The 12,849-nt window shown below is 72.1% G+C and carries 10 protein-coding genes; 3 read left to right on the top strand and 7 right to left on the bottom strand.

Translation table 11 applies throughout. The features are described 5' to 3' along the window. The first annotated feature begins 103 nt into the window (after window positions 1–103). Window positions 104–1,324, top strand: coding sequence for a cytochrome P450 (locus ACIHCX_RS17245; protein WP_400030140.1), 1,221 nt, complete (start codon window positions 104–106; stop codon window positions 1,322–1,324). Between the two features lie 123 nt (window positions 1,325–1,447). Here the strand turns inward: ACIHCX_RS17245 and ACIHCX_RS17240 are convergent, their stop codons facing one another. Next, entirely contained in the window at window positions 1,448–3,064 is a 1,617-nt protein-coding gene (locus tag ACIHCX_RS17240) for an ABC transporter permease (RefSeq protein WP_400030138.1), read from the bottom strand. Further along, window positions 3,061–4,014: an ATP-binding cassette domain-containing protein gene (locus ACIHCX_RS17235; RefSeq protein ID WP_400030136.1), complete on the bottom strand. Its 954-nt coding sequence runs from the start codon at window positions 4,012–4,014 to the stop codon at window positions 3,061–3,063. The genes ACIHCX_RS17240 and ACIHCX_RS17235 overlap by 4 nt, the downstream gene beginning before the upstream one ends. 111 nt (window positions 4,015–4,125) lie before the next feature. Here ACIHCX_RS17235 and ACIHCX_RS17230 point away from each other — a divergent pair, with 111 nt between their 5' ends. Continuing rightward, on the top strand, window positions 4,126–4,623 hold the full coding sequence (locus tag ACIHCX_RS17230) for a GbsR/MarR family transcriptional regulator (protein WP_400030134.1): 498 nt from the start codon (window positions 4,126–4,128) through the stop codon (window positions 4,621–4,623). Window positions 4,624–4,654: 31 nt separating this feature from the next. On the opposite strand, the gene ACIHCX_RS17225 is transcribed toward ACIHCX_RS17230, so the two are convergent. Next, the gene (locus ACIHCX_RS17225) at window positions 4,655–5,518 is read right to left on the bottom strand and encodes a diacylglycerol kinase family protein (protein WP_400030132.1); all 864 of its coding nucleotides are present in this window, start codon (window positions 5,516–5,518) and stop codon (window positions 4,655–4,657) included. A gap of 197 nt (window positions 5,519–5,715) precedes the next feature. On the opposite strand from ACIHCX_RS17225, the gene ACIHCX_RS17220 reads away from it, so the two are divergent. Further along, window positions 5,716–6,999, top strand: a complete 1,284-nt coding sequence (locus ACIHCX_RS17220; protein WP_400030130.1) for an adenylosuccinate synthase — start codon at window positions 5,716–5,718, stop codon at window positions 6,997–6,999. Window positions 7,000–7,472: 473 nt separating this feature from the next. Here ACIHCX_RS17220 and ACIHCX_RS17215 read toward each other — a convergent pair whose 3' ends face one another. From ACIHCX_RS17215 to ACIHCX_RS17200, 4 genes are all read right to left on the bottom strand, one after another. After that, window positions 7,473–8,123 carry a hypothetical protein gene (locus ACIHCX_RS17215; RefSeq protein WP_400030128.1) on the bottom strand — a complete coding sequence of 217 codons (651 nt, stop codon included), beginning with the start codon at window positions 8,121–8,123 and terminating at the stop codon, window positions 7,473–7,475. Between the two features lie 80 nt (window positions 8,124–8,203). Further along, window positions 8,204–10,633, bottom strand: a complete 2,430-nt coding sequence (locus ACIHCX_RS17210) for a glycosyltransferase (RefSeq protein WP_400030126.1) — start codon at window positions 10,631–10,633, stop codon at window positions 8,204–8,206. Beyond that, window positions 10,630–11,331 (bottom strand): GntR family transcriptional regulator, encoded by a 702-nt coding sequence (locus tag ACIHCX_RS17205; protein WP_400030124.1) that lies wholly within the window; start codon window positions 11,329–11,331, stop codon window positions 10,630–10,632. The genes ACIHCX_RS17210 and ACIHCX_RS17205 overlap by 4 nt, the downstream gene beginning before the upstream one ends. A gap of 114 nt (window positions 11,332–11,445) precedes the next feature. Next, a complete protein-coding gene (locus ACIHCX_RS17200; protein ID WP_400030122.1) occupies window positions 11,446–12,801 on the bottom strand; it encodes an aspartate aminotransferase family protein in 1,356 nt (451 codons plus the stop codon). Window positions 12,802–12,849: the final 48 nt, after the last annotated feature.

The following is a 12,849-nucleotide window of genomic DNA, read 5'->3' as shown; positions in this document are numbered from 1 at the left end:
GCCCCGGGCCGTCACCGGACCGGGACGCCGTGCGACGTCTGTGACCGACACCCTTGGCCGGACCCCCTGGTCGGATCGGGGGTGGCCGGGCTAACGTCCGGGCATGTCCGCTCTTTCCGGCCTCGCCTTCGACCCGTGGGACCCGGCGTTCCTCGCCGACCCCTACCCGGCCTACGCCGAGCTGCGCGCGCGGGGCCGGGTGCTCCACTACGAGCCCACCGACCAGTGGCTGGTGCCGCACCACGCGGACGTCTCGGCGCTGCTGCGGGACCGGCGGCTGGGCCGGACGTACCAGCACCGGTTCACGCACGAGGACTTCGGCCGCACGCCGCCCCCGCCGGAGCACGAGCCGTTCCACGTCCTCAACGACCACGGGATGCTCGACCTGGAGCCGCCGGACCACACCAGGATCCGGCGCCTGGTGTCGAAGGCGTTCACCCCGCGCACGGTGGAGCGGCTGAAGCCGTACGTGCACGGCCTGGCGAACGAGCTGGTCTCCGCCCTGGTGGAGGCGGGCGGCGGCGACCTGTTGAGGGACGTGGCCGAACCGCTGCCGGTCGCCGTGATCGCCGAGATGCTGGGCATCCCCGAGTCCGACCGGGCCCCGTTGCGGCCCTGGTCGGCGGACATCTGCGGGATGTACGAGCTGAACCCGTCCGGGGAGACGGCGCAGAAGGCGGTGCGGGCGTCGGTCGAGTTCTCCGACTACCTGCGCGAGCTGATCGCGGCCCGCCGCAAGGAGCCGGGCGAGGACCTGATCTCGGGGCTGATCGCCGCGCACGACGAGGGCGACCGGCTGACCGAGCAGGAGATGATCTCCACGGCCGTGCTGCTCCTCAACGCCGGCCACGAGGCCACGGTGAACGCCACGGTCAACGGCTGGTGGGCGCTGTTCCGCAACCCGGAGCAGCTGGCGGCCCTGCGCGCGGACCACTCCCTGATCCCCTCCGCGATCGAGGAGCTGATGCGCTACGACACCCCGCTCCAGCTCTTCGAGCGCTGGGTGCTGGACGAGATCGAGATAGCCGGCACCACGATCCCGAGGGGTGCGGAGATCGCCATGCTCTTCGGCTCGGCCAACCACGACCCGGCGGTCTTCACCGACCCCGGGCGCCTGGACCTCACCCGCCGGGACAACCCGCACATCTCCTTCAGCGCGGGCATCCACTACTGCATCGGCGCCCCCCTGGCCCGTATCGAGCTCGCTGCCTCCATGGCCGCCCTCCTGGACCAGGCCCCCACCCTCACCCTGGCCGCCGAACCACAGCGAAAGCCGAACTTCGTGATCCGCGGACTGGAGGGGCTGAGCGTGACGGTGGGCTGACGCCCGCGCCCGGATCTCACGCTCAGCACCACTGGTCAGGGGCTGAAGGTTGAGGCGTACCGGAACGGGCGAGCACGGCCCGACGCCGTGCTCGCCCCGGTGGGCCGCGACTGAGCCGGAGGCTCAGCCGCCGCTGATGTCCCGCCTGCGCAGACCCGCCAGCCCTCCGGCCACCAGGAGCACCGCGAGCGCGAGCAGGACGCCGACCGGCCCCCACTCCATCCGCCCGCCCGGCAGCTTCGGCAGATGGCCGAAGGGGGAGAGGTCCAGCACCAGCTGGGGGACGTTCAGCGCGGGGCCGATCCAGCCGATCAGCAGCACCGCTCCGGCCACGCCCCACGCGGCCACGGCACCCCGCGGCAGGACGCCGTAGAGCAGGACGGCGACGCCGCCGATCACCCACACCCCGGCCACCTGCACGAGGCACGCGCCGAGTACCGGCCCGACCTGCTTGCCGTGGCCGGCCGCGATGCCCAGCCCCGCCAGGAGCATGAGCAGGGCGGAGCCGCCGAAGGCGATCAGCAGATGCCCGGCGGCCCAGCGCAGCCGGCCCACCGCGCCCGCCAGCACCGGCTCGGCGCGCCCGGAGGTCTCCTCGCCGTTCAGGCGCAGCACGGACGCCACGACGTAGAGCGCGGCGACCATGCCCAGCATCCCGGTGATCGCGGCGAGGAAGGCGTCCGTCATGCCGGACTGCCCGCCCATTCGCTCGAAGATCTCCCGCGCCTTGGCGTTGTCGCCGACGAGCTCGGCCGCACCGTCCGCCAGCCCGCCGTAGACGACTCCGGCGACGAAGAAGCCGATGCTCCAGCCGAGCACGCTGCCGCGTTGCAGCCGCCAGGCCAGCGCGCCCGCCGTGGCGAGGCGGCCCCGGGCCGGTCCCGGCCGGGTGGGCAGGAAGCTCATGCCGATGTCCCGGCGTCCGGCGAGCTGGTAGGCGGTGCCCGCCTGGAGGGCCGTCGCCGCCGCGAACAGCAGCAGCACCCACCAGCGCTCGGCGGCGAAGGAACGCAGGTCCTCCAGCCAGCCCAGCGGGGACAGCCAGGTCAGCACGGACGAGCCGTCGTCCGTCCCCGAGTCGCCCGCGGCCCGCAGCGCGAAGGCGGCGCCCAGGACGGCGGACGTCAGGCCCCGGGCCAGCCGGGCGCTCTCGGTGAACTGGGCGACGATCGCCGCCATCGTGGCGAAGACCATGCCCACGCCCGCCGTCCCGAGCCCGAAGGCCAGGGCACCGGCGGCGCCCTGCCCGGCGAGACCGGCCGTGACCAGCAGCGCCAGGACCGCGTTCGCGACCGCCGCGGCCAGCAGCGCGGCCGTCAGCGGGGCCCGGCGGCCCACCATCCCGGACGACACCAGTTCCTGCCGTCCGCTCTCCTCCTCGTCCCGGGTGTGCCGGATGACGACGAGCAGGCTCATGACGGCGGCGAGCGCACCCGCGAACACCCCCACCCGCCAGGCCGTCAGCGCGCCCAGCGAGTCGCCGAACACCGGCCCCACCATGGCGCGCAGGGAGGCGTTCGTCGTCATCTGGCGCACCAGGTCGGCGCGTTCGGCCGGGGTGGCGTACAGACCCTTCAGCGTGTTCGGCATGCTGAGGACCATCAGCGCGTTCACTGCGATCCACACCGGGATCATCACGCGGTCGCGGCGCAGGGCGAACCGCAGCAGGGTGCCGGTGCCGGCCAGGTTGCGGGAGCGGCCGGCGGGCAAGGCGGCGGGCGTGGCGACGGCGGCGGTCATCGCGCCACCTCCGCGGCTTCCGCGTCCGTCCCGAAGCCCGTCCCGGCCTCGGCCTCGTCCTCGTCCTGGTAGTGCCGCAGGAACAGCTCCTCCAGCGTGGGCGGGGTCGAGGTCAGCGACCGCACGCCCGACTCGCTGAGCGAGCGCAGCACCGCGTTCAGCTTGTCGGTGTCCACCTGGAGACGGACGCGGTTGCCCTGGACGTCGAGGTCGTGGACGCCGGGCAGGTGGGCGAGCCCGTTCGGCGGGCCGGCCAGTTCGGCGGTGACGCTGGTGCGGGTGAGGTGGCGCAGGTCGGCCAGCGACCCGCTCTCCACGGTGCGGCCCTTGCGGATGATGCTCACCCGGTCGCACAGCTCCTCGACCTCGCTGAGGATGTGGGAGGAGAGCAGGACGGTGCGGCCTCGGTCGCGCTCCTCGGCCACGCACCGCTGGAAGACCTCCTCCATCAGCGGGTCCAGGCCCGAGGTCGGCTCGTCCAGGATCAGCAGGTCGACGTCGGAGGCGAAGGCGGCGACCAGGGCGACCTTCTGCCGGTTGCCCTTGGAGTACGTCCGCCCCTTCTTGGCCGGGTCCAGCTCGAAGCGCTCGACCAGCTCCTCCCGACGCCGCCGGTCGAGGCCTCCGCGCAGCCTGCCGTACAGGTCGATGACCTCTCCTCCGGAGAGGTTCCGCCACAGGGTCACGTCGCCGGGCACGTAGGCGATCCGGCGGTGCACCTCGACCGCGTCCGCCCAGGGGTCGCGGCCCAGCACCCGCGTGGCGCCCGCGTCGGCGCGCAGCAGGCCGAGCAGGACCCGGATGGTGGTGGACTTGCCGGCGCCGTTGGGGCCGAGGAAGCCGTGCACCTCGCCGGCGGCGACGTTCAGGTCGAGGCCGTCCAGGGCTCGCGTGGAGCCGAACGACTTGTGCAGGCCGGACACCTCGACGGCGCAGTTTGCCTTGGTCATGCTTTGGAACGTACGCGCACTTCACAAATTTGTGAAGTTAAGGAAGCGTATAAAAGCAAGGTTAGACTCGATGGTGGCGTCCGAACAGGCGGAGCAGGGGAGAGGGCCGGGATGACGGAACGGGAAGCGGCGGTGGAGCGGGACCCCGAGGTGGTGTCGCAGTTCGTGGAGCACTTCGCGGCCCAGCTCGTCGAGGCGGGCGTGCCGCGCATGCCGGCCCGGGTCTTCGCCGCGCTGCTCGCCTCCGACGCCGGCGCCCTGACCTCCGCCGAACTCGGCGACCGGCTGAGGATCAGCCCCGCGGCCGTCTCCGGCGCGGTGCGCTACCTCGCCCAGGTGCACCTGGTCTCCCGCGAGCGGGAGCCCGGCTCGCGGCGGGAGCGCTACCGGGTCCACAACGATCAGTGGTACGAGGCGCTCACCAGCCGTGACGCGATCATCAAGCGGTGGGAGGACGCCCTGCGCGAAGGCGTGGCCAGCCTGGGGGCCGAGACCCCCGCGGGCCGTCGGCTCGCCGACACGCTGGCCTTCTTCGAGTTCATCGAGCAGGACATCGCCGGAATACTGGAGCGCTGGCGCCGGTACCGGGAGGAGAACCTCCGCGGGTGACGCGACCGGACGGCGCCCGGCTCCGGCCGGCTCACCCCGTCACCGGCAGCGTCAGCCCCCAGGCCCCCTCCACGACCCGCCACGTCCGTGTCCGCACCGGCCCCGACACCACCGCGTCCGCCCGGTAGCGGAAGCCGGCCCCCGAGACGGTCACCGTGCGCCCTCGGGCCAGCAGCGGCGAGGCCTCCGCGCCCACCGACAGCGGCCGCACCTCCACCTCGGCCTTCCCCGTGCCGCCGCCCGGCGTGACCGAGACCGCCTCCACCGGCTGCTCCAGGTCCACGACCGTCTCCCCGTCGACCTCCACCCGCAGCCGGGAGGGGCCGGCACCGGCGGCCGCCGCGGCCCTCGGCGGCCGGGTCACCAGCGTCCGTACGAGGGACTGGCAGGTCCGCAGCCACGGATGCCCCGCTCCGGACGGGACCGCTTCGGGGCCTGCCGGATCCTGCTGACGGGGAGAGACCGGCGGGATGCGGAGCGTGCCCAGCACCACCCCGTCGCTGTCGTCGACGAGCAGGTCCAGCCGCCGCTCGGCGCCCTCGAGGACCGCGCGTGCCGCCGCCACCGGCCCCGACGGCACCCCCAGCGAACGGGCCAGCGACAGGGTGCCCCCGACCGGCACCACGGACAGCGCGCACGCGGCCAGCTCCCGCTGTCGGTGCAGCGCCGACACCGCCCGCAGCAGCGCCCGGTCGTCGCCGACCACCACCGGCCGCCGCGAGCCGCGCCGCGCCAGCGCGCGGGTGAACTCCTCGGGACCGTCCGGCAGGCACACCTTGGCGGCCGCACCCGCGCTGAGCACGTCTTTCGCGATCCGTACGGACTCCCCGTCCGTCCTCCGGGCGACCGGGTCGATGACCACCAGCAGCTGATCGGACGTCGGATAAGTCGCCACCTCGGTCCTGCCTCGCTTCCTCGGGTAGCATCTTTGTGCAAGAGCCCCTTTGCGCTATTGCGCCGGGGGCTTCGTCTATTCCGGGGCATCCGGTCCGACGGTTGAGCGGCCGACGACGGTCGCGGTGCACGCGGCGGTCAACCCTCCGCGTACGCCCCTGACCCTGGACATGCCCCGCCCGGAAGGGGTGTACGCGCGTGCCCGCACTTGTGCTGCTCGGTGCTCAGTGGGGTGACGAGGGCAAGGGGAAGGCCACCGACCTGCTCGGTGGCTCGGTGGACTATGTAGTGCGATACCAAGGTGGTAATAACGCCGGCCACACCGTCGTCGTCGGTGACCAGAAGTATGCACTGCACCTCCTCCCTTCCGGAATCCTCTCCCCTGGTTGCACGCCTGTCATCGGTAACGGTGTGGTCGTCGACCCGTCGGTCCTGCTCTCCGAGCTGAGCGGTCTGAACGAGCGCGGCGTCGACACGTCCAAGTTGCTGGTCAGCGGCAACGCACATGTCATCACGCCGTACAACGTCACCGTCGACAAGGTGACGGAGCGCTTCCTCGGCAAGCGGAAGATCGGCACCACGGGCCGGGGCATCGGCCCGACCTACGCGGACAAGATCAACCGCGTCGGCATCCGGGTGCAGGACCTGTACGACGAGTCGATCCTCACCCAGAAGGTGGAGGCGGCCCTCGACGCCAAGAACCAGATCCTCACCAAGCTGTACAACCGGCGCGCGATCGCCGTGAACCAGGTGGTCGAGGAGCTGCTGGGCTACGCCGACCAGATCAAGCCGTACGTCGCCGACACGGTCCTGATCCTCAACCAGGCGCTGGAAGACGACAAGGTGGTCCTCTTCGAGGGCGGCCAGGGCACGCTGCTGGACATCGACCACGGCACGTACCCCTTCGTCACCTCCTCCAACCCGACCGCGGGCGGTGCCTGCACGGGCGCCGGCGTCGGCCCCACGAAGATCAGCCGCGTCATCGGCATCCTCAAGGCCTACACCACCCGCGTCGGCTCCGGCCCCTTCCCGACCGAGCTGTTCGACGAGGACGGCGAGGCGCTGCGCCGGATCGGCGGCGAGCGGGGCGTGACGACGGGCCGCGACCGCCGCTGCGGCTGGTTCGACGCGGTGATCGCCCGCTACGCCACCCGTGTGAACGGCCTGACCGACTTCTTCCTCACCAAGCTCGACGTGCTGTCCGGCTGGGAGCAGATCCCGGTCTGCGTCGCCTACGAGATCGACGGTGAGCGCGTCGAGGAACTCCCGTACTCCCAGACCGACTTCCACCACGCGAAGCCCGTCTACGAGTACCTCCCCGGCTGGCAGGAGGACATCACGAAGGCCAAGACCTTCGCGGACCTCCCGAAGAACGCCCAGGCCTACGTCAAGGCCCTGGAGGACATGTCCGGCGCCCCGATCTCCGCGATCGGCGTGGGCCCGGGCCGCGACGAGACGATCGAGATCAACTCGTTCCTCTGACGCTCGCCCCTCCGGGAGATTTGCCAGGGCGGCCGGTGCGGTGAACCGCACCGGCCGCCCTGCACGACCACCAGTTGGCGTCGGCTGGTCGAGGTGATTCACTGCCGGTCCATGGCAATACGGCGGCGCAAACACAAGACCGATGAGCTCGCCCCGTGGGGCAAGGAGATCCTGGGCAGACCGGTCTCCGCCGGCGTCCACATCCCCACACACGGACACCGCTGCATGCCTCACATCAACTCAAGCCCCGACACCTTCGTGACACGTGTCCTGAGCCAGCGCTGGGCCGCGGGAGACATCATGACCAGTGCAATGGCCTGGGCACTCGACTACGCCCCCCAGCCCCCTCACATCCCACATCGCCCCTGACCTGTACTCAGGACCGCCATAACTCAGACGAGTGCGACGCAGGGCCCACTTCGGGCACCTCGAGATGGACCTGACGTCACAAGGGACGTGGCACGGATATCCCGTCAGCTGAAGACGATCATCGAGCCCTGGGCCAGGCTTCGGGTCGCTGCCGCGTGGAGGCTCAGCCAGACGTGGCGTTCGCGGGCGAAGGGGCTGGGGTCGTAGGGCCCGGGGGCGGCCGGCTGTTCCAGTTCCGTGGGGCCGAGCGGGGGGTCGGGGGCGGCCGGGGGGTTGGCCGGGTCGATGCCCAGGGACGGGGCGACGTGCTCCAGCTCGCGCAGCAGGGTCTGCGACGAGCCCAACGGGCCGCCGCCGGCCAGGAGTTCCTCGTTGGACAGGGGATGTGGGAAGTCCACCGGGACGTAGGCGCCGGCGTGGTCGAAGTGCCAGACCAGGTGGGACTGCTGGGCCGTCGACTCGAACATCTCCAGCAACTGCTCGTAGTCGCCGCCCAGTTCACCGACCGGGGTCAGCGGCAGGCCGCAGACCTGGAGGAGGTAGGCGCGGCGCAGGAAGTGCAGCGCGTCGTAGTCGAAGCCCGCCACCGGCGCCACCTCCCCGGACAGGCCGGGCATGTACTGGTACACCGGCACCGGTGGAAGCCCGTTTTCGGCGAGCACCTTGTTGTACTGCGCGAGTTCCTCGGCGAACGGGTTGTCGGGGGTGTGGCACAACACGTCGACGAGCGGTACCAGCCACAGGTCACAGGCCAAAGAGGGCTCCTCGGGGAGGGCAGGGCTTCCAGCGTGTTCGGTGGTCGAAGAGTGTAGAAGCGTAGCCGGTGGTCAACCGCTCAGCTCCCCTCGTGCAGGTCCCATACCCACACCCCGCCGGTCCACGTGCCCGGACGGCCCACCAGCTTCGTCACCGCCTCCCGCAGCGGGTCCTCCTGCGGCTGGGGTGCCAGCACCAGGACGCCCGCGTGCCAGTGGGCGAAGTCCTGCCGCGCCTGGGCCCGCCAGTCCTCGCCGATGGCCGGTACGGACCCGGTGTAGCTCACGTCCCGCAGCAGGTCGGAGGTGCGGCGCGGGGAGGCGCCGTAGATGCCGACGCGGTCGGGGCCGTAGGGGCCGTTGAAGTAGCCGCCGGGCAGCTTGAAGCCGAGGTGGGCCGCGGTCTGCCAGTGCAGGGCCTCCGCGTTGCTCGGGTCGGGCAGCGGTACCGACACCAGGGTCTCGCCGTCGCGGACGTAGGGCTTCCACAGGCCGGCCGTGATGAAATCCGGCACCGGGGCGCGGTCCACGGCCTTCAGCGGCGCCGGGACCAGCGGCAGCAGCGCGAGACAGACCGCCAGCAGGCCGCCGTAGAGCGTGCCGAGGCGGCGGGTCGCCGTGATCCTGGCGACGGCGAGGGCCAGCAGCATGCCCAGCGCCGGCGCGCAGATCATCGCCACGCGCCCCTCGATGACCGACTCGAACAGCGGCAGGTGGGCGAGCGGCGCCCACGGCCCGGGGTAGACCGTGTCGGTCAGCGGGATGCGGAACTTCGGGCCCAGGGACAGCAGGGCCGCTCCGGCTGCCGTGACCGCCAGCGCCTTCACCAGCGCGTGCTCCCACAGCCGTACGGCGATCCCGAAGGCGAGCAGGAGCAGCGGCCAGCCGTAGAAGGCGTTCTGCTCGGTGGGGTTCAGGGAGAGGGAGTTCGCCTTCGCCGCGTCGCCCGCGAACAGGGAGCGCTCGGCGAAGGAGATCAGGGCGAGCGGGCTGTTGCCGGCGTTGTCGCCGTGCAGCACGCTCTGGTAGCTCTGCGGGCCCGCGAACTGCCAGTACAGCGGATAGGCGACGAGGGGCAGGCACACCGCCGCCGCGATCAGCAGGCCCTTCAGCAGGGGCCGCCAGGCCGCCCGCGCGACCTCCCTGCGGACGAGCCCGTAGGCGGCGGCGAACAGGGCCATGCCGATCGCGGCGAGCAGCAGCGGCTCCTCGCCGAGGAAGATCTGGTACGCCGTCATCAGCCCGAGCACGATCCCGTCCCGCCGCACCCGGGCACCCTCGGCCAGGCGCAGCGCCCGGTCGACGATCAGCGGGATCATGAACAGGACCACGAAGTTCGGGTGCGCGTTGGCGTGGCTGACCATCGGCGGGGCGAAGGCGGCCAGGCAGGCGCCGGTGAAGGCCGCGCCCCGGTGCCGTACCACCCGCCTGACGATCAGCCAGTACCAGGCGGCCGCGGTGGCCGCGAGCCCCAGCGCCATGCAGACGCTGAGCGAGACCGCCGGGCCGAAGGCCAGCGTGAGGGGGGCGAAGGGGACGGACATGCCCAGCATGACCGTGTTGGCCATGAGGTTCACGCCGTCGGGGAAGCCCTGCAGATCGGTGAACAGGGGGTTGCGCAGGTGGGCGACGTTGTCGGCGGTGACCGCGAAGAACCACTCCCACTGGTTCTGGTCCTGGAGGGAGTCGGGGAGGTAGCGGTGGCCGGGGTCGAAGAGGCGGCCCGAGTAGAGGGTGACCGCCATCAGCAGGAAGAGCGCGATGGCGAACAGGTCGGCCGGGCGGACGGAACGGGCCTTGAGGCGGCCCAGTTCGGCGAGGACCGTGAGGTAGTCCAGCGGGCCGACCTTCGAACCGCTCTGGTGCGACCAGCGGACCGGCACCTCGGCCACCGGCCAGTCCTGGCGGCGGAAGTGCTGGAGGACCTCCACGTCGATGCCCCAGCCGCTCAGCCGGGAGGCGGCGAACGCCTCGCGGGCCCTCTCGCCCTCGAAGAGTTTGAAGCCGCACTGGGTGTCGCGGATGCCAGGCACCGCGATGCCCCGTATCAGGAAGTTCCCGGCACGGCCCAGCAGTTCGCGCACCCGGTGCTGGCGCCTGGCTATCGTCGCGCCCGGCACCGAGCGGGAGCCGATCGCGGCCGTGCCGCCCTCTCCGAGCGCCTTGTCGAGCTGTTCCAGCTCCTCGATGGGGGCGGCGAGGTCGGCGTCGGTGACCAGCACCCGGTGGCCGCGGGTGGCGGCCACCCCCAGGCGCAGGGCGTGGCCCTTGCCGCGGTTGCGGTCGCCGGCGACGAGCCGGACGCGCGGGTCACGGCGGTCCGTGACGAGGCCGCCGGTGCCGTCGGTGGATCCGTCGTCGGCGACGACGACCTCCCATGCCCCGAAACGGTCCTCGTGGTCGGTCAGGTACGCCGTGACCGCGTCGAGGGTGGGGCCGAGCCGCCGTTCCTCGTTGTAGGCCGGGATGACGACGGACAGGTCGACGGCCTCGGTGGCGGTCCCGCTCATGCGGTGGCCAGGCGCTCGACGAGGGCGAGGTCGTGCGCGTTGTACGCGGCGACGATCGCGCGGGCCGCCGGGGTGTCGCCTCTTGCCAGGGCGTCGACGAGTTCGGTGTGGGCGGACCACAGCAGGCCGCGCAGATCGCCGCGGCGGCGCAGGTGCTGCACCGCGCACACCCAGAACTGCACGCGCAGCCGGTTCAGGAAGTCGGAGAGGTAGGGGTTGCCGAACAGAGCGCCGAGCTCCCGCCAGAAGCGCAGGTCGTAGCCGATCAGGACGGTCAGGTCACCGGCGGTGGCGGCGCGCTGCGCCTCCTCGCCGCGCCGGCGCACCCCGGTGAGCGTGGTCCTGACACGCGGGTCGTCGGGCCGGGGGAAGCCCCGCGGCGCCGACTGGGCGGCCTGGAACATGCCGTCGGTGACCAGGGCACGGGCCTTGATCATGTCGTGGAGGTCGTGCAGCGAGTATTCGCGCACGTGGAAGCCGCGGTGCTGGTCGGCCTCCAGCAGGCCCTGCGCGGACAGGTCGACGAGTGCCTCGCGCACCGGGGTCGCGGACACCCCGTACTGCTCGGCGATCTCCTTGACCGTGAACTCCTGCCCCGGCTGGAGCCGCCCGGCCAGCACCTCGTCCCGGAGCGCGTCCGCGATCTGCTGCCGCAGGGTGCTGCGCGTCACGGCGCCGGTGCCGCTGATGCCGGGCATGGTCGGGGCGTCTCCTTGCGCGTGCGGGTGGCGTACTCGTACGTCCATGTCTACGAGCACGCCACCTTACGCGTTCGGGATGCCTCCGAATCCGGCTCGCCGGGGCCCGCGCCGCTACGCGGTGTGCTCGTCGGCCACCGCCAGCGCGGCGTCGAGCGCCGCCAGGCCCTCCTTCAGTTCGGCCTCGCTCGCGTTGCACGGCGGGACGACGTGCGTGCGGTTCATGTTGATGAAGGGCCACAGGCCGTTCGCCTTCGCGGCGGCGCCGAAGGCGGCCATGGGGGCGTTCGCCTCACCGGCCGCGTTGTAGGGCACCAGCGGCTCACGGGTCTCGCGGTTCCTCACCAGCTCCAGGGCCCAGAACATGCCGACGCCGCGCACGTCGCCGACGCTCGGGTGCCGCTCGGCCAGCTCGCGCAGCCCCGGCTCCACGACCTCGGCGCCGAGCCGCTTGGCGTTCTCGACGACGCCCTCCTCGGCCATCACGTTGATCGTCGCGACGGCCGCCGCGCACGCCAGCGGGTGCCCGGAGTACGTCAGACCGCCGGGGTAGGCCCGCTTGCCGAAGGTCTCCGCGATCTTCCCGGAGATGGCGACGCCGCCCAGCGGCACGTATCCGGAGTTCACGCCCTTGGCGAAGGTCATCAGGTCCGGCACGACGTCGAAGAGGTCCGCCGCGAACCACTCACCGGTCCGCCCGAAGCCGGCCATGACCTCGTCCAGGATGAAGACGATCCCGTACTTGTCGCACAGCTCGCGCACCCCGGCCAGATAGCCGGGCGGGGGCACCATGATCCCGGCGGTTCCGGGGATGGTCTCCAGGATGATCGCGGCGATGGTCGCAGGGCCCTCGAAGGCGATCGTCGCCTCCAGGTGCTCCAGCGCCCGCGCGCACTCCTGCTCCTCGGTCTCGGCGTAGAAGCGGGAGCGGTAGAGGAAGGGCGCCCAGAAGCGCACGACCCCCGCCGAGCCGGTGTCCGACGGCCAGCGCCGCGGGTCGCCGGTGATGTTGACGGCCTGCTGCGTGCCGCCGTGGTACGAGCGGTACGCCGAGAGCACCTTGGGCCGCCCGGTGTGCAGCCGCGCCATGCGCACCGCGTGCTCGACGGCGTCGGCGCCGCCGTTGGTGAAGAAGATCTTGTCCAGGTCGCCGGGGGTCCGCTCGGCGATCAGCCGCGCCGCCTCGGACCGGGCCTCGACGGCGAACGCCGGCGCGAACGTGGCCAGGGTGGCGGCCTGCTCCTGTATCGCGGCGACGACCTTGGGGTGCTGATAGCCGATGTTGGTGAAGACGAGCCCACTGGTGAAGTCCAGGAAGCGCTTGCCGTCGTAGTCCCAGAAGTACGACCCTTCGGCACCGGCCACGGCCGGCGGGTCGATGAGGTCCTGGGCGGACCAGGAGTGGAACACGTGCGCCCGGTCCGCGGCCTTGACGACTGCGCCGGCTTCGGGATTCGGCTGAGGGGTCATGCGGCCGAGCGTAAACGGCCCGGGCGGGGGCGCGACATCGGCGCCCTG

Origin of the sequence: Streptomyces sp. NPDC052043 (genome assembly GCF_044548235.1) — a bacterium.
Classification (GTDB): domain Bacteria; phylum Actinomycetota; class Actinomycetes; order Streptomycetales; family Streptomycetaceae; genus Streptomyces.
The sequence above is the reverse complement of the archived record's forward strand: the minus strand, read 5'-3'. Positions and strand labels throughout refer to the sequence as shown.